Origin of the sequence: Actinoalloteichus caeruleus DSM 43889 (genome assembly GCF_000429185.2) — a bacterium.
GTDB lineage: Bacteria > Actinomycetota > Actinomycetes > Mycobacteriales > Pseudonocardiaceae > Actinoalloteichus_B > Actinoalloteichus_B caeruleus.
In genome coordinates, this window is sequence record NZ_AUBJ02000001.1 from 5,559,958 (window position 1) to 5,586,611 (window position 26,654).

The 26,654-nt window shown below is 74.1% G+C and carries 20 protein-coding genes and 3 pseudogenes; 17 read left to right on the forward strand and 6 right to left on the reverse strand.

Annotated elements, in window-relative coordinates; translation table 11 throughout:
* Positions 1–190: 190 nt before the first annotated feature.
* The 3 genes from G443_RS22680 (at position 191) to G443_RS22690 (ending at position 2,551) form a co-directional block, all read left to right on the forward strand.
* Positions 191–619 carry a YbjN domain-containing protein gene (locus G443_RS22680; protein WP_026419843.1) on the forward strand — a complete coding sequence of 143 codons (429 nt, stop codon included), beginning with the start codon at positions 191–193 and terminating at the stop codon, positions 617–619.
* Positions 620–658: 39 nt separating this feature from the next.
* Positions 659–1,699 (forward strand): permease, encoded by a 1,041-nt coding sequence (locus G443_RS22685; RefSeq protein WP_026419844.1) that lies wholly within the window; start codon positions 659–661, stop codon positions 1,697–1,699.
* A gap of 69 nt (positions 1,700–1,768) precedes the next feature.
* Positions 1,769–2,551, forward strand: a complete 783-nt coding sequence (locus G443_RS22690; protein WP_026419845.1) for a TIGR03943 family putative permease subunit — start codon at positions 1,769–1,771, stop codon at positions 2,549–2,551.
* 644 nt (positions 2,552–3,195) lie between these two features.
* Here the strand turns inward: G443_RS22690 and G443_RS22695 are convergent.
* From G443_RS22695 to G443_RS22705, 3 genes are all read right to left on the reverse strand, one after another.
* Positions 3,196–3,627, reverse strand: coding sequence for a Fur family transcriptional regulator (locus G443_RS22695; RefSeq protein WP_026419846.1), 432 nt, complete (start codon positions 3,625–3,627; stop codon positions 3,196–3,198).
* A 10-nt stretch (positions 3,628–3,637) separates the two neighbouring features.
* Positions 3,638–4,093 (reverse strand): ArsR/SmtB family transcription factor, encoded by a 456-nt coding sequence (locus G443_RS22700; protein WP_026419847.1) that lies wholly within the window; start codon positions 4,091–4,093, stop codon positions 3,638–3,640.
* 126 nt (positions 4,094–4,219) lie between these two features.
* The gene (locus G443_RS22705) at positions 4,220–4,513 is read right to left on the reverse strand and encodes a DUF6703 family protein (RefSeq protein ID WP_051314199.1); all 294 of its coding nucleotides are present in this window, start codon (positions 4,511–4,513) and stop codon (positions 4,220–4,222) included.
* A 104-nt stretch (positions 4,514–4,617) separates the two neighbouring features.
* Between G443_RS22705 and G443_RS22710 the strand changes: the two genes are divergently transcribed.
* The 3 genes from G443_RS22710 to G443_RS22720 all read left to right on the forward strand — a co-directional run bounded on the left by G443_RS22710 (position 4,618) and on the right by G443_RS22720 (position 7,414).
* Positions 4,618–4,995 (forward strand): antibiotic biosynthesis monooxygenase, encoded by a 378-nt coding sequence (locus G443_RS22710; protein WP_245588916.1) that lies wholly within the window; start codon positions 4,618–4,620, stop codon positions 4,993–4,995.
* A 165-nt stretch (positions 4,996–5,160) separates the two neighbouring features.
* Positions 5,161–5,880: a class F sortase gene (locus tag G443_RS22715; RefSeq protein ID WP_026419849.1), complete on the forward strand. Its 720-nt coding sequence runs from the start codon at positions 5,161–5,163 to the stop codon at positions 5,878–5,880.
* A 145-nt stretch (positions 5,881–6,025) separates the two neighbouring features.
* Positions 6,026–7,414, forward strand: a complete 1,389-nt coding sequence (locus G443_RS22720) for a glycine--tRNA ligase (protein ID WP_026419850.1) — start codon at positions 6,026–6,028, stop codon at positions 7,412–7,414.
* Between the two features lie 249 nt (positions 7,415–7,663).
* On the opposite strand, the gene G443_RS22725 is transcribed toward G443_RS22720, so the two are convergent.
* Both G443_RS22725 and G443_RS22730 read right to left on the reverse strand, forming a co-directional pair.
* Entirely contained in the window at positions 7,664–8,398 is a 735-nt protein-coding gene (locus G443_RS22725) for a Type 1 glutamine amidotransferase-like domain-containing protein (protein WP_026419851.1), read from the reverse strand.
* A gap of 203 nt (positions 8,399–8,601) precedes the next feature.
* Positions 8,602–9,159 (reverse strand): NADPH-dependent FMN reductase, encoded by a 558-nt coding sequence (locus G443_RS22730; protein WP_026419852.1) that lies wholly within the window; start codon positions 9,157–9,159, stop codon positions 8,602–8,604.
* 338 nt (positions 9,160–9,497) lie between these two features.
* Here G443_RS22730 and G443_RS22735 point away from each other — a divergent pair, with 338 nt between their 5' ends.
* The 6 genes and pseudogenes from G443_RS22735 (at position 9,498) to G443_RS22760 (ending at position 16,254) form a co-directional block, all read left to right on the forward strand.
* Positions 9,498–10,079, forward strand: coding sequence for a YdcF family protein (locus G443_RS22735; protein WP_051314251.1), 582 nt, complete (start codon positions 9,498–9,500; stop codon positions 10,077–10,079).
* Between the two features lie 110 nt (positions 10,080–10,189).
* Positions 10,190–11,491 carry a deoxyguanosinetriphosphate triphosphohydrolase gene (locus G443_RS22740; RefSeq protein WP_026419854.1) on the forward strand — a complete coding sequence of 434 codons (1,302 nt, stop codon included), beginning with the start codon at positions 10,190–10,192 and terminating at the stop codon, positions 11,489–11,491.
* 782 nt (positions 11,492–12,273) lie between these two features.
* Positions 12,274–13,404 carry a serpin family protein gene (locus tag G443_RS22745; protein WP_026419855.1) on the forward strand — a complete coding sequence of 377 codons (1,131 nt, stop codon included), beginning with the start codon at positions 12,274–12,276 and terminating at the stop codon, positions 13,402–13,404.
* 84 nt (positions 13,405–13,488) lie between these two features.
* A pseudogene (dnaG, locus tag G443_RS22750) lies at positions 13,489–15,395 on the forward strand (DNA primase).
* Positions 15,392–15,946, forward strand: coding sequence for a hypothetical protein (locus G443_RS22755; RefSeq protein ID WP_026419857.1), 555 nt, complete (start codon positions 15,392–15,394; stop codon positions 15,944–15,946). Before dnaG ends, G443_RS22755 begins: the two are co-directional and overlap by 4 nt.
* 107 nt (positions 15,947–16,053) lie before the next feature.
* Entirely contained in the window at positions 16,054–16,254 is a 201-nt protein-coding gene (locus tag G443_RS22760; protein WP_026419858.1) for a hypothetical protein, read from the forward strand.
* Positions 16,255–16,799: 545 nt separating this feature from the next.
* Here the strand turns inward: G443_RS22760 and G443_RS22765 are convergent.
* Positions 16,800–17,582: a trans-aconitate 2-methyltransferase gene (locus G443_RS22765; RefSeq protein WP_026419859.1), complete on the reverse strand. Its 783-nt coding sequence runs from the start codon at positions 17,580–17,582 to the stop codon at positions 16,800–16,802.
* Between the two features lie 757 nt (positions 17,583–18,339).
* Between G443_RS22765 and G443_RS22770 the strand changes: the two genes are divergently transcribed.
* The 5 genes and pseudogenes from G443_RS22770 to G443_RS22785 all read left to right on the forward strand — a co-directional run bounded on the left by G443_RS22770 (position 18,340) and on the right by G443_RS22785 (position 26,652).
* The gene (locus G443_RS22770) at positions 18,340–19,464 is read left to right on the forward strand and encodes an SDR family oxidoreductase (protein WP_035292707.1); all 1,125 of its coding nucleotides are present in this window, start codon (positions 18,340–18,342) and stop codon (positions 19,462–19,464) included.
* Positions 19,465–19,478: 14 nt separating this feature from the next.
* Entirely contained in the window at positions 19,479–21,095 is a 1,617-nt protein-coding gene (locus G443_RS22775) for a PfaD family polyunsaturated fatty acid/polyketide biosynthesis protein (protein WP_026419860.1), read from the forward strand.
* Positions 21,096–21,125: 30 nt separating this feature from the next.
* Positions 21,126–23,699, forward strand: a pseudogene (locus G443_RS25925) (beta-ketoacyl synthase N-terminal-like domain-containing protein); the annotation flags it as partial.
* Between the two features lie 1,210 nt (positions 23,700–24,909).
* Positions 24,910–24,993, forward strand: a pseudogene (locus tag G443_RS25930) (hypothetical protein); the annotation flags it as partial.
* A 117-nt stretch (positions 24,994–25,110) separates the two neighbouring features.
* Positions 25,111–26,652: an SDR family NAD(P)-dependent oxidoreductase gene (locus G443_RS22785; protein WP_253860274.1), complete on the forward strand. Its 1,542-nt coding sequence runs from the start codon at positions 25,111–25,113 to the stop codon at positions 26,650–26,652.
* Positions 26,653–26,654 lie beyond the last annotated feature (2 nt).

A 26,654-nucleotide genomic window follows, 5' to 3' on the forward strand; every position in this document is an offset into this window, starting at 1 on the left:
GACCCCACCGACGGGGAGTGGGACGTGGAACCCGGCGACGACGAGGACACCGGGGAGAAGGGCGGTGGTGGGACGGGCGAGTCCGGCCAGCGGCCCGCCGGTGACGACCGGTGACCCGGCGCCCCACCCACCGCGAGACCACCCGGCCCGGCCGGGGACACCAGGAGGAACACCCGTGACCGACGAGCCGATGCCCTACCCGGCGCCCCACCCCGAGGCGATGCGCACCGGTTGGGTGCTCGCCGCCGCCAGGGAGGCGCTGGAGCGGTACCACGAGGTCGTCCTCGACGACGACGGCGCGCTCACCTTCCGGCACGGCGACGTCCCCTGCGCGGTGCAGAGCACCGAACTGGTCGAGGGCCTCACCATGCTCAGCCTCACCTGCGTGGTCGCCTGGGACCTGCCCGACGACGCCGAACTGGCGAGGTCGGCGGCGGAGCGGGCCGGCCAGGGGCTCTTCGGGACGCTGGGGGTGATCCGCACCGACCGGGGGATGGACGTCACCCTCCGGTACGCGTTCCCCGCGGAGGGTCTCGGGTCGGCGCCGCTCAGCACCCTGCTCATGCTGGTCGTCTCCACCGCGTCGCAGTTGCGCACCGAGCTGCTCGACCAGCGCTGACACCACCCACACGGCGACCCGCACGGCAGGGGGACGGCAGTGACGACAGGAACGCCGGAGCGAGCCGGCCCCTCGGAGGGGACCGGCGGGGCGAGCGAGCCGCGTGGCTGGCGCTCGCGGATCGGCTCCCTCGAGGTGCTGTGCCTGCTCCTCGTGCTCGCCGTGCTGTTCCAGGACGCCCTCGTCGGGGTGCTGGACAACCCGGCGGTGCGGACGGGGGCGACGGTCTTCGTCGCCGTGTGCGTGCAGGCGTTCCCCTTCCTGCTGCTCGGCGTGATCGTGAGCGGGCTGATCGTCGCCTACGTCCCGGAGAGCGCGCTGCGGCGGGCGTTGCCGGGCAACGACGCCGCGGCGGTGCCGGTGGCCGGCGCGGCCGGGCTGGCGCTGCCCGGCTGCGAGTGCGCCTCGGTGCCGGTGGCCCGGCGGCTCATGCAACGAGGGGTGGCCCCGGCCGTCGCGCTCACCTTCCTGCTGGCGGCTCCCGCGGTGAACCCGATCGTGCTGGTCGCGACGGCGATCGCGTTCCCGGGCCAGCCGATGATGGTGGTCGCCCGGTTCGTCGCCTCCCTGCTCACCGCCGTGGTGATGGGGTGGCTGTGGCTGCGCCTCGGGCGCACGGAGTGGATCGCGGAGCGCGCGTTGCGGCGCGTCCGGTCCGAGCGGACCGGACCGCGCTGGCGGGTGCTGGTGGAGACCGTGCGCCAGGATCTGGTGGAGGCCGGCGGTTTCCTGGTGCTGGGCGGGCTGGCCGCCGCGGTGCTGAACGTCGCGGTGCCGGCGGAGTGGATGGACTCCCTCGGCGGGCAGCTCGTCCTCGCCGTGGTCGTGATGGCCCTGCTGGCCGTCGTCCTGGCGTTGTGCAGCGAGGCCGACGCGTTCGTGGTGGCCTCGCTGCCCGGGATACCGCTCACCGCGAAACTGGTGTTCCTGGTGGTGGGGCCGGCGGTTGACGTGAAGCTCATCGCGCTCCAGTCCGGCACCTTCGGCAGGGCCTTCGCCGCCCGTTTCGCCCCGGCGACGTTCGTGGTGGCGGTGGTGTGCGCCCTCGCGGTCGGTGTCCCGCTGTTGGGGGCCTCGTGATCGTCCCGGGGTGCGCGGGACGGCCCGCCCCGGCGGTACTGACGGGAAGCGACGAGGAAGGCGGCCACGGTGCGACGTGAGACCCAGAACGTGCTGCTGATCCTGCTGGGCGGCGCGCTGCTGAAGATCTCCTGGAACGAGACCTACCTGCGCTACGTGCGGCCCTCACTGCTGCCGCTGGTGGTTTTCGCCGGCGTGGCGATGATCCTGGTCGCCGCGCTCGCCATCGCCAGGGACATCTCCGCGCACCGCGACCGGTCGAGCCGGGTCGGCGGCCACTCCGACGACGGCGCTCCGGCCGTTGCCCCGGACGACGGCCACGACCACGACCACGGCTCGGGGCGGTCGACGTGGATGCTGCTCGTCCCGGTGCTGGCCATCCTGTTGGTCGCCCCGCCGGCGCTCGGCGCGGACTCCGTGCAGCGCGCCGGAAGCCGTTCCGTCGTCTCCGACGAGGAACCGGCGGGAGGCGGTCTCTTCCAGCCGATCGACACCTCGTCGGAGGTCGCCGACCTCCAGATCACCGACGTCGTGATGCGCACGGTGTGGGACCGGTCCGGCACCCTGGACGGGCGCACGGTGCGGGTCACCGGTTTCGTCGTCCACGACGTGGACGCCGTCCACGTCGCCAGGGTGCGCATCATGTGCTGCGCCGCCGACGCGGTGCCGGTGAAGCTCCGGATCGAGGGACCGGCGCTCGCCGAGTTCGCCGATCACGAGACGGATTCCTGGGTGGAGGTGACCGGGGAGGTGGTGCCCGACTCGGCCACCGCCGCCAACGGTCACGTCCCCACGTTCGTCACCGAGTCCGTCCGCGCCGTGGAACCGCCGAGCGACCCCTACGAGTACTGATCCGCCGGAGCGGTCCCGCGCTCTCCCGCCAGGCTCGGGGCAGCGACCGGCCCGAAGGCGGAACCAGGACGCCGTCCCCACCGCGCAGCCGGCGGGGACGGGCCCGCCCACCGACCTAGCGCCGGGGTGCGCCCACCGTCCCCGAGCGTGCGCCGGTCCGCTTGCCGGCGGCACCCCACGAGGTCAGGGTTCGTCGGTTCCGAGGCGACCATCCGAGCGGTGCGCGGACCCGGTCGGCCGCCCCGCCCGGGGGCGCCGGGCACGTCGATGACGCGGGTGCGACGGTAGCGGCCGGAGCCGCCACCACCTGGGCCGAGCAGGTGGACCCGAGGACGGTGGCGCCGTACCGCCGGCCCACTTCGTGGGGACCCGGCAGCTCGGCGGCGTCGGTGGTGAGCTGGTGACGTACGGCCCGGGAGGGCTTCCGCTGGGGGGGCCGACGGCCACCCGGGGGCTGGTCGCGTCGGGCGGGGCACCGGCACCGGTGGTGACACCGGGACGGTGACCACCTCGCCGGGGTGGGAACGGTGGCGCCGGGGGACCTGGGGCGGCGAGGGGCGGGCGGCGGCGGGGCGGGTCTCCCGGTTCGCCACCGAGCGGGCACCGCCTCGGCCGGGGCGGTGCCCCGGCCGACCGGGTAGGGGTCAACCCCCGGAGCCGGAACCCCCGTGGCAGTCCTCGCAGTCGCCGAAGATCTCCAGGGTGTGGCTGACGTTCGTGAAGCCGTGTTCCTGCGCGACCCTGCTGGTCCACCGCTCGACGGCCGGCCCCTCGACCTCGACCGTCCGCCCGCAGTGCCGGCACACCAGGTGGTGGTGGTGATGGCTGGAGCAGCGCCGGTAGATCGCCTCCCCCGAGTCGGTGCGCAGGGTGTCGACCTCGCCGGCGTCCGCCAGGCTCTGGAGTGTTCGGTAGACCGTGGTCAGTCCGATGCCCTCGCCGCTGCGGCGGAGCTCCTCGTGGATCTCCTGCGCTGACCGGAAGTCGCTCTGCCTGGCCAGGAGACTGGACACCGCCGCCCGTTGCCGGGTGGCCCGCAGGCCGGGCACGGCGACAGGCTTCTTGTCAACGGTCACGAAACCTCCGTCAGGGCGTCGTCGCCGGTGCGCGGGCACCGGCGGTGCGTTCGGGGCGTTGCCGCTCGCCCGGCTCCTCCACGTGCGTCACCGCGTCCACCACGATGTGCGCCAGGTGCTCGTCGACCAGGCGGTACACCACCTCGCGGCCCTGCCTGCGACCCTGCACCACCCCCGCCGACTTGAGGACGCGCAGGTGCTGGCTGATCAGCGGTTGGGCGACCTCGAGCGCGTCGACCAGCTCGTGGACGCAGCGGTCACCGGCCCTGAGCTGGAGCACGATCGCGATCCGCACCGGTGCCGCCAGGGCGCGCAGCAGGTCGCCCGCCGCGGCGAGTGTCCCCTGGTCGGGCAGCGGACGTGGACTCGCGTCCCGCACCCCGCAGTGCTCGCCGCCGGGGATGCCGGCCGCCGCCCTGGCGACCGGGGTGGTCGCACTGGTCCCGTGAGGGGTGGGGGCGGGCATGGTGATCTCCTACGGTCGGCGCACGGGACCGGCACGGCACGCGTGCCAGGCTCCCCTACATCGTAGGCGCTGGAACCGTTCGGTGACCGCGCCGCGTCCTTCCGGTCAGCCCCGGCGTCGTCCCGGTCAGGGCAGCGCCGGAACGAGGACCGACAGGGTCACGAGGGTGAGCACCGCCACCACCAGCACCCTGCCCACCCGTTCCGCCGGGCGCAGCTGGTGCCAGCGGGTGACGATCAGGCCGAGGACGAACAGCAGGAGCACCGACAGCAGCGCCGCCCCCAGCGGGCCACCGACCCAGACCCCGATGAGGAACACGGCCAGGACCCCCACGAACGCGGCCGCCGGCGGCACCCGGCTGAGCGGCCCCTCCGGTCCGCGCTCGCGGTCCTGCCGAGGTCGTCCACCGGACCCGCCCATCGCTGACCTCCCACCCGTTCCGCGTCACCCCGTGGCGCCGGACACACTGGTGCCGTCCGTCCCCGAATCCTGCCATCACCGAGAAGAGGAACCCCGCCGTGTTGATGATCTGCCCGTTCGACGTGCCCGACTCGGAACGGATCCGCTTCGCCGAACGCGCCGAGCTGGCTCTGCGGTTGCTCAGCGAGCAGGCCGGGTGCCTGGACGCGCGGCTGGCACGGGCCACCGAGGACGCCCGGCGGTGGGTCCTGGTCGCCCGCTTCGAGTCGGTGACGGCCTACCGGCGGGCGCTCTCCCCGTTCGAGGTGCGGGAGCACGTCGTCCCGCTGCTCGCGGAGGCGCTTCCGGCCGAGTCGGCGGTGTACGAGGTGCTGGCCGAGGGGGAGGGCGGGACGGTCACCCGGTCCGACAGCCTGCTCGCCGACGACGCCGGCACGGTGCGGTTGGGGGAGGCGGCCGGACCCGAGATCCCACGGCGCTGAGCTCACCGGACCCGCTCGGCCGTCCGAGTGGACAACCGTCCTTCCAATGGGCGGTTACCTTCGCCGGGTCGGGCTGGCAGGCTGATGCGGTCTCACGTCCGGTGACGACGCCGCAGCGGCTGATCCACCGGTCATCGACATCGAGCGCACCGAGGAAGACTGGCCATGTACTCGCAGCAGGGTTATCCGTCGGACTCCAGCGACAGTCAGCGCCCGCGTCGGGGGGCGCGGAAGTGGATCGGCCTCGCCGCGGCCGGGGTCACGGCAGCGGTGCTCGGGGTGCTCGTCGCCGTCCTGATCGCCCCGGACGACGACGTACCGGCTCCGGTGGCGGCGGCGCCGACGAGCGGTGAGCGGCCCGCTCCGGAACCGTCGGCCGTCCCACCCCCGGTCGTCCCCGACCAGCCCTCCGCGCCCGTCACCGACGCCCCGCAACCGCCCGGCACGGTCCGGCTCGCCGACGGCGGGCTGGCCACCCTGGTGCGGACGGAGGTGGTCGACGGTGTCCTCCCGATCCCCGAGGACCTGGGCGAGGCGGCGTGGTGGGGTGCCGGGCTCGGGGCCGCGAGCGGGGCGTCGGTGATGTCCGGGCACGTCAACTGGCAGGGGCAGGACGGCCCCTTCGACCAGTTGCACCGCGCCGAGGTCGGCCAGCGCGTCGAGGTCACCGACGTCGACGGTGGCACCTGGGTCTACCGGACCGTCGAGGTCTTCACCCTGCACAAGGACGAGCTGCCCGCACGCGCGGAGGACCTCTTCGGCCAGCAGGGGCCGCACCGCCTCGTCCTCGTCACCTGCGGCGGCGACTTCGTCGGTGGTCAGGACGGGTACGAGGACAACCGGGTGGTGATCGCCGAGCTGGAGACCTCCCCCGCCGACGCCTGACGGTCGAGCCCATCGGAGCCGGGTGGGGGACGGCCCTCGGCCGCCCGCTCGGCGGGGCGTCCGGGGCGCGCGGAGGCACCAGGTCGTAGTCGCTACTCTTGGTGCAACGCGCGTCAGTACCGCTCACACCGTCATTGGAGTACCCGTGCCCGCCGATCGGATCGACACCGTCGTCAACCTGTGCAAGCGCCGTGGCTTCGTCTACCCCAGCGGTGAGATCTACGGCGGGACCAGGTCGGCGTGGGACTACGGTCCGCTGGGCGTGGAGCTGAAGGACAACATCAAGCGCCAGTGGTGGAAGGCGATGGTGCAGGGCCGCGAGGACGTCGTGGGTCTCGACTCCTCGGTCATCCTCCCCCGCGACGTGTGGGTCGCCTCCGGCCACGTGGGCGCGTTCCACGACCCGCTGGTGGAGTGCCTGTCCTGCCACCGCCGCTACCGCGCCGACCACCTGGCCGAGGAGTACGCGGAGCGCACCGGCAAGGAGGTGCTGGAGGGCGACCTCGGCGACGTGCCCTGCCCCAACTGCGGCACGCGCGGCCAGTACACCGCTCCCCGCGAGTTCAACATGATGCTCAAGACGCACCTCGGTGCCGTCGAGAGCGACGAGGGCCTGCACTACCTGCGGCCCGAGACGGCGCAGGGCATCTTCGTCAACTTCCTGAACGTGCTGACCACGTCCCGGCGGAAGCCGCCGTTCGGCATCGGGCAGATCGGGAAGTCCTTCCGCAACGAGATCACGCCCGGCAACTTCATCTTCCGGACCAGGGAGTTCGAGCAGATGGAGATGGAGTTCTTCGTGGAGCCCGGCGAGGACGAGACCTGGCACCAGTACTGGATCGACTTCCGCACCGACTGGTACACCGACCTCGGGATCGCCAGGGAGAACCTGCGGCACTACGAGCACCCGAAGGAGAAGCTGTCCCACTACGCGAAGCGGACGGTGGACATCGAGTACCGCTTCGGGTTCTCCGCGGGGCAGGAGTGGGGCGAGCTGGAGGGCATCGCCAACCGCACCGACTTCGACCTGACGACCCACAGCAACAACTCGGGCGTGGACCTGTCGTACTTCGACCAGAAGACCGGCTCGCGGTACCGCCCGTACGTGATCGAACCGGCGGCCGGGGTGGGCCGCCCGATGATGGCGTTCCTCGTCGACGCGTACCACGAGGACGAGGCCCCCAACGCCAAGGGCGGCGTCGACACGCGAGTGGTGCTCAAGCTGGACCGCCGGCTCGCCCCGGTCAAGGTCGCCGTCCTCCCGCTGTCGCGGAACAGTGACCTCTCGCCGAAGGCGCGTGATCTCGCCACGGCGCTGCGCAGGAACTGGAACATCGACTTCGACGACGCCGGGGCCATCGGCCGCCGGTACCGCCGTCAGGACGAGATCGGGACGCCGTTCTGCGTCACGATCGACTTCGACTCCCTGAACGACAACGCGGTGACGGTGCGCGAGCGGGACACCATGTCGCAGGAGCGGGTGTCGATGGACCAGCTGGAGTCCTACCTGGCCGCCCGCCTCGTCGGCTGCTGAGGCACGGAGGCGACCGGGCCGGTTCGCCCGGCCGGTCGCCGCCCCGGGGCGGCGACCCGGGAGCCCGGGGGCGGCGTCGATCGACGGCCCGGCCCCCGCGGCCGCGACCGGGACGGGACCAGCGGGTCCTGCCGCGCCCCGCCTCCCTGGGTGGGGCGGCGTGACGCGCCCTGGCCAGCCCACCTCGGCCCGCCGAGGGCACGGGGCGAACTCGGGGTGCCGCGTGGGCCGTGGTGCGGGGGCCGGCGGTCAGACCAGGGCGCGGGGTTCGATGCGCCGTTCGGTCACCCCGTCACCAGCCTGGTCGGCGGTGACCAGGTACGCGCCCTTGCCCGGCCGCTCGGTCACGGCCTCCACGAGGTCGGTGCCGCGGAACACCAGACCCACCCCGTCGTCCGTGCAGTAGGTGTCCGGCAACTCGCCGGAGGCGACCCCGGCGTGGACGGCGGGGCGCCGCGCGGCCTCGCTGTCGTAGTGCACCCCGTTGCCGTAGGGGAGCAGGCCCAGTCCGTTGTCGACGATCCGGAGCTCGGGGCCGAAGGAGTCGGTGGTGCCGCCCCGGAACCAGCAGATCGACCCGGCGGACACGCCGCCGAGGACGACACCGGACTCCCATGCGCGGCGGAACACGGCGTCCAGCCCGTGGACCCGCCAGACCGCGAGCAGGTTCGCGACGGACCCGCCGTTCACCCAGACGACGTCGGAGGACCGGACGTAGTCGTCGAGGTCGGCGGTCGGGGGCATCGGGAACAGGTTCAGGTGCCGGACCTCGACCCCGGCGAGCTGCCCGGCCTCCGACACGGCCGCGTTGAACCACCGCTGGTCGCCGCCGGCGGTCCCCACGTGGCAGACCACGGGCCGGCGGCCGTGCACGCCGGAGAGCTCGACGGCGTGGTGCAGGAGTGGCGCGAACTCCAGCTCGGTGCGGTGTCCCCGCAGCAGGCCGCCGGAGGTGGCGAGGATGGTGGGATGCGCTGCTGACATGGGTGCACCTTCGTGGATCGCCGGGGCGGTGGCAAGCGGGTAACCGGCGGCCACGCGACCGGCACGGCCAGGCGGCGCGAGGCTCCGGATCAGGTCCGGGCCGGCGCCCCGCGCGGGACGCTCCGGAGGTCGAGCGTGGGCGGGGCCGGCCGCGTCCCCCGGGGCGGCGACCCTCCCGGGCCGGGGCCGTCGCCGGAGCGCTGTCAGCGGCCGTTGGGGGCGGACGCCGTCAGCGCGCGCACCGAGCCGCCGATACGGCGCCGGACATCCGGGTCGGTGACCACGCCGTCCGCGCCGATCTGGCCCCGCTCGACGGGCACGTCGAGGCACGCGTCCTCGACGATCCGCGCCGCGGTGTAGGCGAGGACGGTCCGCAGCGCCTGGTAGGTGCCCGCCGCGCGTCGTGGCGCGGTCGACGGGTTGAGCCACGCCACCGGCTTGCCGGTCATGACCGTGTCACCGATCGTCCACTCCAGCAGGTTCTTGAACGCTCCGGGGAGGGTTCCGGCGTACTCGGGCGTCGAGAACAGCAGGGCGTCGGCGTTCCGGATCGCCGCGCGGAGGTCGAGGACGGGCCGGGGACCACCGTCGGTGTCGAGGTCGGGTGAGAAGTGCGGCAGGTCGGCGAGACCGGAGTACATGGTGGCCTGCCACCCGCCCGGCAGGGTGGACGCGGCGGTGGCCAGGGCGGCGGAGTTCACCGATCCCCGGCGGACGCTTCCGCTGACGAGGAGCAGGGTGCTGGCGGGGTGAACGGACATGATCGAGGTGTACGCGGCCGGTCGGGCCGTGTCGAGCTGGGTCGGGCCTGTCCGGAGGGACGGGAGCCGCCCGTCCCGGGCCGTCGCCAGCTCCCGTCCGGGTGCGGGAAGGGCCGGCACCGGATCCGGGGGAGTCCTTCGGCGGGCGGTCGTCACCACGGCGGGTGGTCCCGGTGGGGCCGTCCGGCGAGTGGGCAGGTGAGGAGGGGGTCAAAAGATCGACGGGCCGAGCAGGCGCCTCGGCCTTCTGCCACCATTCTCCCGTGGTCGCCACTCCGTCCTCCCGTGGCTCCCGACTTCGACGTCTGTTCACCAGGACCGTGATCGGTGTTCTCCTGATGGGCCTGTTCGTGGTCGGCGGCACCCTCTTCCGCGTCTGGCAGGTCGCCCGCGACGACGACCGCGGGCCGGCGGACGTCGTCATCGTGCTGGGCGCCGCGCAGTACAACGGCCGTCCGTCCGCCGTCCTGGAGGCGCGTCTCGAACACACCGCCCAGCTCTACGCGGACGGGGTCGCCGACCGGGTCCTCACCGTGGGAGGCAGCCGAGCCGGCGACGTGTACACCGAGGCGGAGGCGGGCCGGAACTGGCTGATCGACCGAGGAGTCCCCGAGGCGGCCATCGTCCCGGTCGGCGAGGGCAGCGACACCCTCGGCAGTGTCCGGGCCGCCGCCGAGGAGGCCGAGCGGCAGGGTTGGCGGAGTGCGGTGATCGTCAGCGATCCCTGGCACTCGCTGCGCGCGGTGACGATGGCCAGGGACGCCGGGCTGGACGCCAGCGCCTCACCCACGCGGCGGGGGCCCATCGTGCAGACCAGGGAGATGCAGGCCAAGTACATCATCCGCGAGACGGCCGCGTTGTTGCACTACCGCGCCACGCACGCCCCGGTGGCCGTGGACGCCCAGACGGGTCTTGGCTGACGGCGGCGCCGGGGAACCCTCGAAGATCCGCAGGTCGGGCGGGGGTCCTCCGACGCGGGTGGTGGCGGGTTCACGCCGTCCCGGCGCCGGCGGCCCGTAGGCTTGCCCCGATGAGCCAGCGGTACCGTGAGCACGATGTGGCCAGGCTGCTCCCCGAGCAGCCCAAGCAGGCCGCGCTGCCCGGCGCGCACGGCGAACAGCGGAGTCCGTTCGCCAGGGACCGCGCCCGGGTGCTGCACTCCGCCGCCCTGCGCCGCCTCGCGGGTAAGACGCAGGTGGTGGGCCCGGACGAGGGAGACGTGCCCCGCACCCGGCTCACCCACTCGCTGGAGGTCGCGCAGATCGGCCGGGGCATCGGTGCCGAGCTGGGGTGCGACCCCGACGTGGTGGACACCGCCGGCCTCGCCCACGACATCGGTCACCCGCCCTTCGGTCACAACGGTGAGCAGGCGTTGAACGAGCTGGCCGCCGCCTGCGGGGGGTTCGAGGGCAACGCGCAGACGCTGCGCATCCTGACCAGGCTGGAACCGAAGTCGATCGACGCCGAGCAGCGGGTGGCCGGCCTGAACCTCACGAGGGCGTCCCTGGACGCCACGGTCAAGTACCCGTGGCCGCGGCGCCCCGGGCAGCGGAAGTTCGGTGTGTACGCCGAGGACCAGGCGGTCTTCGACTGGGTGCGGCACGGCGCGCCGGCCGGCGGCGTCGGCGGCTCCGCCGGGGACACCGACCCGCCGCGCTGCCTGGAGGCGCAGGTGATGGACTGGGCCGACGACGTCGCCTACTCGGTGCACGACGTCGAGGACGGCGTCGTGGCCGGGCGGATCTCGCTGCGCGTCCTCACCGACGCCGTGGAGCGACGCGCGCTGGCCGAACTCGCCGCCGCGAACTTCTCCCTCGACGGGGTCGCCGAGTTGGAGACCGCCGCCGCGCGGCTGGCTCGGTTGCCGGTGGTCGCCGACGTCCTCCGGTACGACGGTGGACTGCGAGCCCAGGTGGCGTTGAAGCGCCTGACCAGTGAACTCGTCGGCCGGTTCGCCTCGGCGGCGGTCGCGGGCACCCGCGACAAGTTCGGTCCCGGTCCGCTCGTCCGGTACGCGGCCGAGCTGGTCGTACCGGCGGAGGTGGCCGCGGAGGTGGCGGTGCTGAAGTCCCTCGCGGTCCGGTACGTCATGAGCGATCCGCGTCGCCTCGCGGTGCAGGCGGACCAGCGGGAGCTGCTGGCGGAACTCGTCGAGGCCCTGCTCGACCGCGCCCCCGACGCGCTCGACCCGGCCTTCCTGCCGGCCTGGATCCGGGCCGCCGACGACACCCGCCGGCTGCGGGTGGTCGTCGACCAGGTCGCCTGCCTCACCGACGCCCAGGCCCACCGCTGGCACGCCCACCTGGTGCGTCGTCGAGGCGAGCGGAGCTGACGGTTCACCCCCGTCGATCCCGTGGGCCGACCTCCCCCGCCGGGGCGGGGTGCGGACGTCCCACCACCGTTCCGCGGCCCTTGGTCCGGTGCCCTGCTCGCCGGGGGTGCCGGCACGGGTAGCGACCCGGCCGCGCTCGACGCGCCGCGCCCCGACGCGACCTACGGGGTCGTCCCGCGTCCCCACACCTGGCGAGGACCGGGTGGGCCCTGCCCGACCACGGTGCGCGGGTCCTCGCCGACACCGTCGGGCCACGCCCGGGTGACGGCCTCGGAGCGGTCGAGGACGGCGGTCGTGTCGTGCGGGGTCAGGGCTGGTCGGGCTCGTGCCACCGGTCGAACCCGGGGACCAGGGGTGGGTCGCTCTGCCGACGACCACGGTCTCCTCGGGTGCGGGTCATGGCCGGTGCCGCCCGGGGACCACGGCACGGCGGACGAACGGCACGGCCGAGGGCAGGGGATTCCGGGGGCGCGCCTCGGCCTGGGCGCCGTCGGGGGTGGGCACCGGCTCGTCGGCCCCCACCCACCCAGCCCGAGACGGGGATTCGCCCGCGGCTCGGAGCGTTCCAGCTCCGGGCGCCGTTCGTCGGCGCCCGCCCGCCGGGAGAGCCGGCGCCGGTTTGCCACCGCGTGGCCGGGGCACCCCCGCACCAGGCTGACCCGCCGTCGGTCCCGGTCCGCGTCGGCCCTCCTCGGTGCCCCGCGACACCCCGCGCCGGCGGTAGGTTGGCGAACAGCCCGGTCGCGGGACACGTCGACGGCCGGAAACCCTCGACCAGGGAGCTGTCCTCGGTGGATGATCGCGCTCATCTCGCATTCGCACTGTCCCTGCTGCGTGCTCTCGAACCAGATCCCGCGACCACGTTCTGCTGGTCGCCCTACTCGGTCACCAGCGGCCTGGGTCTCGTCGCCGCCGGGGCGCGCGGCCGGACCAGGGACGAGCTGCTCGCCCTGCTGAGCCCCGGCAAGGCGGAGGGCGTCGACCGCATCGCGGAACGGCTCACCTCCGCGAGCTCGCTGAAGGTGCTCGGGACCCACCAGGAGCGGCCGGTGCTCGCGCTCAGCAACACGTTGTGGGTGCGACCGGACATCGACGTCTCCGGGGACTTCGTCGAGGGGCTCGGGGACTGGCCGGGTGGGGCGGTCCGAGCGGCGGACTTCGCCTCCGATCCCGACGGCGTGCGTCGGCTGATCAACCAGGACGTCGCGGAGACCACGCGTGACCTGATCCCGGAGCTGCTGGCGCCCGGGTCGGTGGAGCCCCGGACGGTCGCCACCCTCGTGAACGCGTTGTACCTGCGGACGTCCTGGATCGTTGGCTTCACCGAGCACCGCACCTCCCCCCTGCCCTTCCACTCCCCGGGGGGCCGGCGGGACGTGCCGACCATGCGGCAGGTCAGCCGGTTGCCGCACGCGGCCCAGGACGGCTGGCAGGCGGTCAGCCTGCCAACGCACGGCGGGGTGGAGGCCGTCGCGTTGCTCCCGGACGGCGATCTCCAGGACTCGGAGGTCGCCCTGGACGCGTGGACCCTGGGGCGGCTGCTCGACGCGATGCGCTCCACGCAGGTGGACCTGTTCCTGCCCCGGCTGCGGGTCTCCGGGCGCGCCGAGCTCCGGGAACCGCTCGGGGGGCTGGGGGTGGACACGGTCTTCACCTCGGACGCCGACCTGAGCGGGATCAGCGAGTCCCGGCGGGTACTGCTGTCCTCGGTGGTGCACGAGGCGGTGCTGCGGGTCGACGAACAGGGTCTGGAGGGGGCGGCCGCGACGGCCGCCGTGGTCTCCCTCACCGCCGCGGCGCCGCCCTCCCGCCCGGTGGTCGTCCGGCTGGATCGGCCGTTCCTGCTGCTCGTGCGGCACCGCCGGAGCGGGGAGGTGTACTTCCTGGCGCGGGTGGCCGACCCCGGTCGGTGACGGCCGGTGCGCCCGCAGGGGTCGGAGTGGGCCCCCGGTCGGACCTCCGAGCGGATCGCTCGGAGGTGTCCCTAGACTCGGGGCGTGGCGGGACGGATCCGGGACAGCGACATCGCGGAAGTACGGGACCGCAGCCGGGTCGACGAGGTCATCGGGGAGTACGTCGAGCTTCGTCGTGCCGGTGCGGGCGCGCTCAAGGGACTGTGCCCCTTCCACGACGAGAAGACCCCCTCGTTCAACGTGCGCCCGAACCACGGCACCTTCCACTGCTTCGGCTGCGGTGAGGGTGGCGACGCGATCAGCTTCCTGATGAAGCACGACCACCTCGGTTTCGTCGAGGCGGTCGAGCGGCTGGCGGACCGCATCGGGTACCGGTTGACCTACGAGGGCGGCGGCACCACGGTCCAGCGGGACCGGGGGACGCGGTCCCGGCTGATCGAGGCGCACCGGGCGGCGGCGGAGTTCTACGCGGAACAGCTGCGCACCCCGGAGGCGGTGGCCGCCCGCGAGTTCCTGGCCACCCGGGGCTTCGACGAGGAGGCGGCGACCCGGTTCGGCTGCGGTTTCGCCCCCGCCGGGTGGGACACGCTCACCAAGCACCTGCTCGGGCGGGGTTTCGCGCTGGAGGAGCTGTACAAGGCGCAGCTCTCCCGCGAGGGCCGGCGCGGCCCGATCGACCGGTTCCACCGCCGGTTGTTGTGGCCGATCCGGGAGATCTCCGGGGACGTCGTCGGGTTCGGCGCCCGCCGGATCTTCGACGAGGACCCGATCCAGGCGAAGTACGTCAACACCTCCGAGAGCCCGATCTACAAGAAGTCGCAGGTGCTCTTCGGTCTCGACCTGGCCCGTCGGGAGATCGCCCGCCGGCGGCAGGCCGTCGTGGTGGAGGGCTACACCGACGTGATGGCCATGCACCTGGCGGGTGTTCCCACGGCGGTGGCCTCCTGCGGGACGGCCTTCGGTGAGGACCACATCGCGGTGCTCCGCAGGTTGTTGATGGACGACGACGCCTTCCGGGGCGAGGTGATCTACACCTTCGACGGCGACGAGGCGGGGAAGAAGGCCGCGCTGCGCGCCTTCGACGAGGACCAGCGGTTCACCACCCAGACCTACGTCGCGGTCGCGCCGGAGGGCATGGACCCGTGCGAACTCCGGCAGGACAAGGGGGACGCGGCGGTCCGGGACCTCGTCGCCCAGCGCACCCCGCTGTTCGAGTTCGCGATCAGGGCGGTGTTGGAGGAGTACGACCTGGACACCGCCGAGGGGCAGGTGGAGGCGCTGCGGCGCACGGTCCCGCTGGTGGCCAGGATCAAGGACCAGGCGCTCCGGGAGCGTTACGCGCCCCGGCTGGCCGGCTGGGTCGGCTGGCCCGAGGAGCAGACGGTGGTGCGCCGGGTGCGGGAGAGCGCCGGGGGGAAGGCGGAGGCCCCCGGCCCCGACGGGCACGGGCGACCGACCCGAACCAGGGCAGCCTGGCCGTCGACGTCGACGCGCCTGCCCGCCCCGATCCCCGTGACCCGGCGCTGCACGTGCAGCGGGAGGCGCTGAAGATCGCGCTCCAGCTCCCCGCGCTCGCCGGCCCGGTGTACGACACGCTGGACGAGAGCGCCTTCACCCACCCCGCCTACGTCGCGCTGCACCGGGCCGTGATCGCCGCCGGCGGCGCGTCCTGCGGGCTGTCGGGGTCCTCGCTGGTGGACGCCGTGGGCCGGGAGTGCGCGCACGACTCGCTCCGGTCGTTGCTGACCGAGCTGTCGGTGGAGTCGTTGCGCTCCCGGTCGGAGTCCGATCCCCGCTACGTGTCCAGCATCCTCGCCGCGATGCGTGAGTTCGTGGTGGCCAGCCAGATCTCCGACCTGAAGTCGAGGCTCCAGCGGATGTCGCCCACCCAGGACGCCGACGAGTACCGGGCCCTGTTCGGGGACCTGGTGAGCCTGGAGGAGTACCGGAAGGCGCTGCGGGAGCAGTCGGCCATGGGAGGACTGGTGTGACGGGCTGGTGGAAGCGGTTCACCGAGCAGCTGGCCGGGCGGGAACCCGTACCCGACGGCTTCGAGGGCACGCTCGAGGGGGACGAACGCGTGCTCGCCTCCGCGTCGACGGGGCTGGGTGGGGTCGTCCTCGCGACCCAGCTGGGGCTGTGGCTGCCTGACGTGGAGGTGGGCCACCGGCGGGTCGGTTGGCACCTGGTCAGCAAGGCGACCTGGCGGGACGGGGTCCTCACGGTGGTCGAGTCCGTGGCCGAGGAGCCGGCGGAGGACGTGCAGGTGCTCACCGACCAGGCCCCGCGCCGGTACGCGCTGGAACAGCCGGGGCGGCTGCCGGAGATCGTCCACAAGCGGGTCACCGGTTCCATCCAGTCCCGTCACCACCGGGAGCTCCCGGGTGGGGGAGCCTGGTTCGTCCAGCGGAGGATTCCGGGCCGGACCGGGGTGCTGTTGCAGGTCCGGCCGGAGCCGGGCACCGACGGCGGGGCCGTCACCGAGGTGGCGACGGCGGTCGCCGCCCAGATCCGCCGAGCACGGGATGCCTCCCAGGAGTAGCCGGCGTTCCTGAGATGGGGGACGCTTCACCCGCACGTGGAGTCGGTCGCGCACGCTCCGCTGCGGGTGCGGCGAGCCCCGCGTAGCCTGACCACCGAGGAGGCAACATGATCAAGATCGCGATCGGTGCCGCCGTCGGCTACGTCCTGGGGGCGAAGGCGGGGCGGGCACGCTACGAGCAACTGGTTCGCGCCTACCAGCAGGTCGTCAACCACCCCACGGTCCGCACGACCGTGGACTCGGCGTCGGCCAAGGTACGTGACCTGGCCCGTCGGACCTCCGCCCGCTACAGCGAGACGGACATCTGACGGCCCTCGGCGACGAGGGCGCGTGGGCGGGCCTACCGCATGGGCGGCCCGCCCACCCGCTTCGACGGGCGGACCCCCGCTCCGGGTGGGTCGGGCCTCCCCGCTCGGGTGGGCCGGCGGCGGTGGACGGGGTCCCCTGGGCCAGTCGTCGGTGCCGCGCCCCTCGGCCCTCGCCCCGGCGGTCGCGGTGACGGCGGTGCTGGGCGAGGCGTGCCAGCGCCGGGGGAGCGTGGTGGCCCGCCGCCCGCACGGCGGGCGGCGGCCGGGCGTCGCGGAGGTCGGAGCGGAACCACGTCGTCCCGCGCGGGCTGGCCGTGGACCGACGGTCGGCGCGGTCGATCTCCGGTGCGCCCTGCTCCGAACGGGGACGGCCCCGTGACGCGCGCTTCGGGAGTTCCGTCCCGGCCCGGCCGCCTCCCGATCCGCGAGGCCGGTGCCCTGATGCCCGGGCCGCGCCCGAACGCGGCCCGGAACCCCCTTCCCGGTGGGAACGGCACCCCTCGTGGCCACCACACCGGCACGGTCGGTGGTGGCTCACGGCCCGGTCAGCCCCGCGGGGTGGTCGCCACGACGAAGATCCGCCGGAAGGGGAACCACGTCGTGCCGTCCGCCCGACGCGGATAGGCCTCCCGGAGCAGCGGGGCGAGGTCCTCTCGGAACTCACGCCACCCGGCGTCGTCGAGCTGGGTCCGCACCGGACGGAGACCCGTTCCGCTGAGCCATTCCAGGACCGGGTCCTCGCCGGTCAGCCGCTGGAGGTAGGTGGTCTCCCACGCGTCGACCGCGCACCCGGCCGCCGCCAGGAGGTCGCCGTACTCGGTGGGGGTGGAGACGACGTCGGCGCGGGCGACGAGCGCGTCGCCGAGCCGTTCCCGCCAGCGGGTCGTGGTGGCGACCTGGCGGGCGCTGACGTGCGCGGGGCTGCCCTGGTTCCCGGGGACCTGAAAGGCGATGGTCGCGCCAGCCGGGAGCTCCCGCGTCCAACGGCGGAGCAGCTCCCGGTGCTCGGGGACCCACTGGAGGAGGGCGTTGGCGACGACGACGTCGGTGTCCGGGCTCGGGTGCCACTCCCGGACGTCTCCCAGCTCCGCCGCCAGTCCGAGCGCGCGGGCCTCCTCGACCATCTCGGGCGAGGAGTCGAGCGCCTCGACCGTGGCGGTGGGCCACCGGCGAGGTAGGTCGGCGGTGAGGTTGCCGGGGCCGCAGCCGAGGTCGACGACCCGGCGGGGCGCGGTCGTCCTGACCCGGGCGAGCAGGTCGTGGAAGGGGCGGCCCCGCTCCTCGGCGAAGGTGAGGTAGGTGGCGGGGTCCCACTGGGGGTTCTGCATCAAGCCTCCAAAACCGTACGTACGTTTTTTATACTAGGCGGGGTGGAGCGAGTTCGGGAAGGGGTCGGTCGTGCGGATCGCGAAGCCCGTCGCAGCCGGGCCCCGGGGAGCGCACCCCCGGCGGGGAACGGGGCGTCTCCGCGTTCGTCGTCGCCCACGGGGTCGGGTGGTCCGATCCTCCCGCCGGCTCCCCGCGTGACGGAGGCGGCCGTCGCGTTTTCACTCGAACGGTTCACCTTCGTGTGGGCCGTCGGTCCGCTTCCGGAAAGGTCTCGGGTCGCGGGGCGAATTCCCGGTTCCCGTCGTCGGCGGCGTTCGAGACCCACCTCGACCGCCGTGGCGGTCCCGGGCGGGGCGGCCCGTCCCGGACCCTGCCCTCGGGGGCGTACCGGCTCCGTTGGCCCGCCATCTCCCCTCCCGGAACTGGATGTGCCGCCGAAGCGATCCCGGTGCGCGGGTGGGCGTGAGGCATCGGGGTTCGGGGGAGTCGCAGGTAGGGCGGCCAGGGGGACGCTGGAGTGGTGCCGGTCCCGTATTCCCCGACCGGTGGATCGCTCATGGTGCGGAACTGGGCGGTGATCGGCCGAGAATGTCGACGGAAACGATGCACTTTTGGCATTGGAGTGAATTGACTGCACTGTGGTGTGCAATAGATCGAGTGCTAGGCCAGTAGCGTGAAGTGGTCTCTGTCGCCATTCCCACTCCTGTGATTGTCTTTCGTCTGCTTCTGGGGAATGGACGAAGGAGAACGCGGGTCATGACGGTCGCCATCACCGGAGCCACCGGTTTCCTCGGCATACACCTGGTCCGCGAACTGTTGGCCGAACACGACGAGTTGATCGTCCTGGTGCGCTCCTCCGGCCCGACCGCCCTCCGGCGGCTGATGCGCTTCTACGCCGAACTCGGCACGACACCGGCGGAGGTCCGCGACCTCCGGACCCGGCTGCGCCTTGTGCCGGTCGACCTCACCGCGCCGGGGCTCGGACTGCGGCCCCCCGCCTTCCGCGCGCTCGCCGACGAGATCGACGCTCTCTGGCACAGCGCGGGCGACACCGATCTCGGCGGTGGGCTGGCCGACCTGAGACGGACCAACCTCGACGGGACCCGGGGCGTCCTGGCCCTGGCCCTGGCCGGCGAGCGCAGGCCGCGGGTGTACCACGTGAGCACCGCGTTCGTCGCCGGCCGTCGCCGGCACGGCACCGTGGAAGAGGACGACCTGGACGACAGCCACGGCTTCGAGAACTTCTACGAGCAGTCCAAGTTCGAGGCCGAGGTGCTGGTCCGCCGGTGGGCCACCGAACACGCCAGGCCGGTGGCGGTCCTCCGCCCGAGCGTCCTGGTCACCGATCGGGCCTTCCGGGGCCCGCGTCCAGGGCACCCGGTCGGGATCCTGCTCCGCAGGATGGCCGACACGGTCCGCCAGCACCAGGAGCCCTCCACCGGGCGGGGGTCGGCCAGGACGGAGGTCCGCGTCGTCGGGGACCACGAGGCGCGGTTGAACTTCCTCCCCGTGGAGAAGGCCGCGCGGATGATGGTGCGGCTCGCGGCCAGCGGGACCACCGGCCTGGTCGACACCTACCACGTCGTCGCCCGGGACGACGTGTCCGTCCTGCTCCTCACGGGTCTCGTCGAACGGTTCCTACCACTGCGGATCCGCCTCGTCTCCGAGTTACCCGCGCCGCTGTCCGCCCTGGAGTTCGCGACCAGCCTGCAACCAGCCCTCGCCGGCTACCTGCTGCACCACCGTCGACTCGACGCCTCCCGGACCTGGTCCCGGCTCGGTGGGACCGCCGGAACCAGCGAGCCGTCCCCTCCCCGGATCGACCTGGACTACCTGTCCGCGGCGATGCGCCGGCCACCGCTGCTGGGCGCGAGCGACTGACCGGAGGAGCACCGATGGCCGTGTCACCCCCGCACCCCTCGACCAACCTCCCGACCTGGCGGCCGGCCGAACTGCCGCCGGCCTTCACCGCCCACGAGCTCCCCGACGCCCTGCACCGCATCCGGGAACCCCTGCACGTCGTCCGCGACCGGGACGGCCACTACGGGCTCGGCGTCGGCGGCGGACCGGGCAGCGGGCCGCACGGGTACCCACTGGTCGGCTCCCTCCCGCCCTCCTACCCCGAATGGCTGGGCGACCGCTCCTTCCTCGACGCCCACGGGGTCCGCTTCCCCTACGTCGCCGGGGAGATGGCCAACGGGATCGCCGGCACCCGGATGGTGACCGCCCTGGCCAGGGCGGACCTGCTCGGTTTCCTCGGGGCCGCCGGTCTCGGCCTGACCGAGGTCGGGAAGGCGGTGGACGAGCTCGTCGCGGCCCTGCCCGGCCGCCGGAACTGGGGGGTCAACCTGATCCACTCGCCCGCCGAACCGGACCTCGAACGGGCGGTCGCGGAGCTGCTGCTGGACCGCGAGGTGCCCTGCGTCTCGGTGTCGGCGTTCATGGACCTCACCCCGACCGTCGTCCGCTGCGCGGCCACCGGACTCCGCCGGGGGTCGCGAGGGGAGGTGCTGCGCCGCACCCGGATGTTCGCCAAGGTGTCGCGCCCGGAGACCGCCGCGCTGTTCCTGGCACCGGCTCCCGACCGACTGCTGCGCGGGCTGGTCGACAGGGGCGAGCTGACACCGGAGGAGGCGGCCCTGGCCGCCACCGTTCCGGTGGCCGAGGACGTCACCGTCGAGGGGGACAGCGGAGGTCACACGGACAACCGGCCGCTGGGGTGCGTGCTGCCGGTCGTCCTCGGCCTCCGTGACGAGCTGACCCGCCGCCACGGCTACCGGCGTCCGGTCCGGGTCGGGGCCGCCGGCGGACTGGGCACCCCCGAGGCGGTGGCGGCCGCGTTCGCGCTCGGCGCCGCCTACGTCGTGACCGGTTCGGTGAACCAGGCCTCGGTCGAGGCGAACCTGTCGCGGGAGGCCAAGGACATGCTCGCCAAGGCCGAGGTCACCGACGTCACGATGGCCCCCGCCGCGGACATGTTCGAGCTGGGCATCAGCCTCCAGGTGCTGCGCAGGGGCACCCTCTTCCCCTCCCGCGCCGGTCGGCTGCGGGTGCTCTACGAGTCGTACCCGTGCCTGGAGGCGCTGCCCGGCCCCGTGCGGGACACCCTCGAACGGGAGGTGCTGCACGCGTCCCTCGACGAGGTGTGGGCCAGGACCCGCCGGTTCTGGGAGCGGAGGAACCCGGCCGAACTCGTCAGGGCGGAGGGCGACCCCCGGCACCGCATGGCCCTGGTGTTCCGGTGGTACCTCGGCAGTTCCAGCCGGTGGGCCATCGAGGGCGCGGAGGACCGGCGGCTCGACTACCAGCTGTGGTGCGGTCCGGCGATGGGGGCCTTCAACCGGTGGGCGGCCGACGGGTGGCTCGCCGACCCCGAGAACCGGTCCGTCGTGCAGATCGCCCGGAACCTGCTGGAGGGGGCCGCCGTCGTCACCCGGGCCCACCAGGCCAGGACCCTCGGGGTCCCCGTGCCGGCGCACGCCCTCCGATTCCGATCCCGACCGCTCGGTTGACGGCCGGCCGGACCGACAGAGAGGCCCACGATGTCATCTGAACCGGCAACGCCCCCGATCGCCGTCGTCGGCCTCGGCGTGCTCACCCCCGGCGCGGTCGGGGTCGAGGACTTCTGGCGGATGGTGTTGGAGCGTCGGGACCTGATCACCGACGTCCCCCGCGACCGGTGGCTGGTCGAGGACTACTACGACCCCGACCCCTCGGCGCCCGACCACAGCTACGTGCGGCGGGGCGGTTTCCTGTCCGATGTCGACTTCGACCCGATGTCCTACGGGATACCCCCGTCCACCCTCGCGGCCACCGACACCTCGCAACTGCTGGCCCTCGTGGTGGCGCGGCAGGTCTTCGACGCGATCGGCCTCGACGGGGTCGACCGGGAACGGGTCGGCGTGATCCTGGGCGCCTCCACCCTGGACCTCATCCCCTACACGGCGACCCGCCTGCAGGGGCCGCTGCTGCGCCGGGTGATGCGCGAGCACGGGCTGTCCCCGGACGACACCGAGCGCATCGCCGAACGGGTGGCCGAGCTCATCCCGCCCTGGACGGAGTCGACGTTCCCCGGCGGCCTGACCAACGTCGTGGCCGGCCGGGTCGCCAACCGGTTCGACCTGCACGGGGTGAACCACACCACCGACGCCGCCTGCGCCAGCTCCTTCGCCGCGCTGGCCTCGGCGGTGGCGGAGCTGCGGCTGGGGCGTTCGGACCTCGTCCTCACCGGAGGGGTGGACACCTTCAACGACATCACCGCGTTCGTCGGGTTCAGCAAGACCCCGGCGTTGTCGCTGACCGGGGACTGCCGCCCGTTCTCGGATCGCGCCGACGGCACGATGCTGGGGGAGGCGTTGGGCATGCTCGCCCTGAAGCGGCTCGAGGACGCCGAACGGGACGGCGACCGGGTGCACGCCCTCATCCGGGGAGTGGGGGCGTCCTCCGACGGGCGGAGCACGTCGATCTACGCCCCCCTCGAACAGGGCCAGCGCCGGGCCCTGCGGCACGCCTACGCCGAAGCCGGCTACGGGCCGGAGACGGTCGAACTGGTGGAGGCGCACGGCACGGCCACGCGGGCGGGTGATGTCGCCGAGTTCACGGCGCTGCGCGCCGTGTTCGAGGAGACCGGTCGGGTCGACCGGCAGTGGTGCGCGCTCGGGTCGGTCAAGTCGCAGATCGGGCACACGAAGTGCGCGGCGGGCGCGGTCGGGTTGATCAAGGCGGTGCTGGCGGTCCAGCAGGGTGTCCTCCCGCCGACGATCAAGGTGGACCGGCCCAACCCGGAGCTGGGCGTGGACGACAGCCCGTTCCACGTGAACACCCGAGCCCGTCCCTGGGTCCGGTCGGCTGACCACCCCCGGCGGGCCGCGGTGTCCAGTTTCGGTTTCGGCGGCAGCAACTTCCACGTCACCGTGGAGGAGTACCGGCCCCCGGTCGGAACGGGGGGCCGGCCGGCATGGCGGGTGCGGTCCTGCCCCGCCGAGCTCGTCCTGGTGTCCGCCGGCGGCCCGTCGGAGCTGGCCGAGGCGGCCCGCGCCCTGGACACCGGCCAGCCGCTGGCGGACCTCGCGCGCCGGTCCCAGGCGGACTTCCGGCGGGAGGCGCCCGCCCGGCTCGCCGTCGTCGTCGAGGCCGGTGGGGTCGACGCGCTCGGCGAGGCGGCCGACCTCGTGGAGCGCCGGCCCGACTCGTCCTTCGCGACTCCGGCCGGCTGGCACTACGGCGTCGGAGCGGTAAGCCCGGGGCGGGTCGGATTCCTGTTCCCGGGGCAGGGCAGCCAGTACGTCGGCATGGGCGCGGACCTGGCGGTGCACCTCTCCTCCGGGCGGGAGGCCTGGGACGAGGCCGCCGATCTCGACTTCGGGCCGGAGCTGCGCGATCGGGTCTTCCCGCCGCCCTCGTTCTCCGAGGACGAACTCCACGAGCGGCAGGAGCGGCTGACCGCCACCGGGTGGGCGCAGCCGGCGCTCGCGGCGCACTCCGCCGCGCTGTTGCGGGTGCTGCGTTCGGTCGGCCTGCGTCCCGACTGCGTGGCGGGACACAGTTTCGGGGAGGTCACCGCCCTGCACGCCGCCGGCGCCTTCGACCTCGCCTCCCTGCTGCGGATCGCTCGGCGTCGCGGCGAGCTGATGGAGGCGGTGCCCGGGGACCCGGGCGTGATGCTGGCGGTCAGCGGACCCGCGGAGCGGGTGGCGGCGGTGTTGGGGGACCACCCGGGCTCGCGGGTGTGGGTGGCCAACCACAACGCGCCGGACCAGGTGGTGATCGCGGGGGCCACCGAGGCGGTGGCCGAGCTGGCCACGGCGCTGGCCGCCGAGGGGTTCTCCTCGACACCCCTGCGGACGGCGGCGGCGTTCCACACCCCCCTGGTGGCGGCGGTGACAGATCCCCTGGCCGCCTTCCTCGCCGAGATGGAGGCGCGGCCGCCCGGGGTCGAGGTGTTCGGGGGCGCCGACGCCCGGCCGTACCCGAGGGAGCCGGACGAGGTCCGCCGTCGCCTCGTGGAGCAGGCGACCCGGCCGGTGCTCTTCACCCAGGTGGTCGAGGAGATGTACGGCGCCGGTGTCCGCACCTTCGTCGAGGTCGGACCCTCGGCGGTGCTCACCGGTCTGGTGGGGCGTGTCCTGGCGGACCGCGACCACCTGGCGGTGCCCTTGGACCGACCAGGGCGGTGCGGCGTCAGGGTGCTGTGGGACGGCCTGGCGCGGCTGGCGGTCGCCGGGGTCCCACTGGACCGCACACAGCTGTGGGCGGGCTACGGCCCGACCCGGACAGGAACGGAGGTCGTGCCCAGGATGACGGTGCGCATCAACGGTGGGAACTACGGACGCCCCTACCCGCCTCCGGACGGCTCCGGTGAGCTTCCCGGTCCACCGGCGGCCCATACCGCTCCTCCGGGCCCCTCGAACGGTTCCGGGGTCGGCGCGGTACCAGCCCCACCAGCCGAGCCGGCGACACCGGCCCCCGCCGCGGAGGTCGGCGCGGGCGGCGGGTTCACCGCCCCGCCGGAGTGGGGGCCCGGCGAACCGCCGTCGCCGCGTCCGCCGATCCGGTCGGTCGCCCCCGCGCACCCCGGCCCGCCGACGCGCGGTCCGGTCGACTCGCCGACCGCACCCGGAGCGACCACCCCCGGAGCGTCCGCGCCGAGCGCACCCGGGGCGCCCACGCCGCCCGCGACCAACGGGCACGGGCCCGTGCCCGACGTCCTCTCCGGAACGCTGGTACCGCCGACGCGCGTGCTGGGCTCCGGGTGGCTCCGGATCGTCGAGGAGGCCCAACGGCAGACGGCCCAGGCCCACGCGGACTTCCAGCGCATGCTCACCGAGAGCCACCTGACGTACCTCCGGATGGCCGAGTCCACCTTCACCGCGCTGCTCGCCGGGGGCGAGGCCGCTCCGGGCGGCAGGCCGGTCCCTGGCCGCCGGCCCCGCGGAGCCCCGTCGACGCGGGCCACCCTCCCCACCCCGCCATCCCACCGCGTCCCGGAGCCCGCCGTGGAACCGTGGACGACGGTCGAGGCGCCCGGTGGGGCGAGACCTGGGGCCCGACCGTCCCCACCGCGCCACCACCCCAGCGCACCGGGCCGCCCCCGCCGTCGGGGAACCGCAGGTGGCCTGGGAAATGGCCCCAGCTCCCCAGGCCCCGGCCGCCGCTCCGCTGGTGCCCTCCTCCGAGCCCGGCCCGGCCCCGGTGGGAACCGAGCTGACCGCCCCGGCCGGCCGCGGCGCGGACCTCCCCGCGCTGGACCCGGAGCGGATCGAGGAGACCCTGCTGTCCGTGGTGGCCGACCGGACCGGGTATCCCGTCGACGTGCTCAACCTCGACATGGAGCTCGAGGCCGACCTCGGCATCGACTCCATCAAGAAGGTGGAGGTGTTCTCCTCCCTGCGGGAACTCGTCGGCGAGCTCGCCCAGGACGAACTCGCCGAGTGGGCGCGGCTGCGGACACTGCGGGAGGTGGCCGACCGGTTGGCGGGGCGCAGCGAGGGCACCTCGGCTCCGACAAGTTCGCTTCGCGTGGAGGAGGTGCCCGACCTCGCGCCGTCCCCGTCCCCCACCCCGCCAGACCTGGTGCGCCGGTTCGTCGTCGAGGCCCGGGAGGCGGTCGCGCCCGGCGAACCGACGCCCCGGCTCGGTGACGCGCCGATCGTCGTCACCGACGACGGCGGGGGGATCGCGCCGGCGCTGGTCGAACGGCTCCGGCGGCAGGGGATCGAGGCCACCGTGGTCGACGACGTCCCGGAGACCGCGTCGGCGGCGATCCTGCTGGGCGCGCTGACCGAGGACACCTCGCCCACCCGAGCCAGGGCGGTGAGCCGCGCCGCGCTCGCGGCGGCCCGCCGCCTCGCGCCCCGGGCGACCGAGCGCGGTGGACTGCTGGTCACGGTCCAGGACACCGGCGGGGACTTCGGCCTCGACGGCGGCGATCCGGCCCGGGCCTGGCTGGGCGGGCTGGCCGCGCTGGCCAGGACGGCCGCGCGGGAGTGGCCGTTGGCCTCGGTGCGGGCCCTCGACTGCGCGCGGGGCGGCCGTGGGCCGGAGCAGATCGCCGAGGTCCTCGTCACCGAGCTGACGGTCGGAGGCGCGACACCCGCGGTGGGGCTCCGGGCGGACGGGTCGCGCGTCGTTCCCGTCCCGGTCCCGGCGGCGGTCGTGCCCGACGTGGACCAGTCCCGGGTGGGCCCCGGGTCGGTGATCGTCGTGACCGGGGGCGCGCGCGGGGTGACGGCCGCCGCGATGCGGGCGATGGCCGAGGAGCACCAGCCCTACCTGGCCCTCATCGGTCGGACCGAGCTGGTGGAGGAACCGCCGGGTCTCGACGGTGCCACGGAGGAAGCCGACCTGGTCCGCTCGCTCGCCTCCTCGTGGGGCGACCGCGCGGACGGGCCACCGTCCCCCGCCGAGCTCGCCGCCGAGGCACGCCGGGTGCTCGCGGTGCGGGAGATCCGGGCCACGCTCGACGACCTGCGGGCCCTCGGGTCACCGGTGCGGTACCTGAGCGTCGACGTCCGCGACGAGGCGGCGGTGGCCGCCGCCCTCGACGAGGTGCGCCGTGACTGGGGCCCGATCACCGGCCTGGTGCACGGTGCCGGCACGCTCGCCGACCGGCTGTTGGCCGACAAGACCGACGAACAGTTCGACCGGGTCCTCGACACCAAGGTCGGCGGTCTGCGCGCCCTGCTGACCGCGACGGAGGACGACCCCGTGGAGTTGCTGTGCGTGTTCTCCTCGGTCGCCGGGTGCTTCGGCAACGCGGGCCAGGCCGACTACGCGATGGCCAACGAGGTCCTCGACCTGGTGGCGTCCTCGCAGCGCATCACCAGGCCCGACTGCCTGGTCCGTTCCCTCGCCTGGGGCCCGTGGCACGGCGGGATGGTCGGCCCGGCCCTGGCGGAGCGCTTCGAACGGGCCGGCGTGCCCCTGATCCCGCTGGGTGCCGGGGCCACCGCCTTCACCGAGGAGGTGACCGGGTCGGGGGCCGCGACCCGGGTGGTGCTCGTCGCGCCGGGAACGCTCGCCGCGTTCGGGGTGGACGCCGCCCCGGACGAGCACGCGGCGGGGCGGTGAGG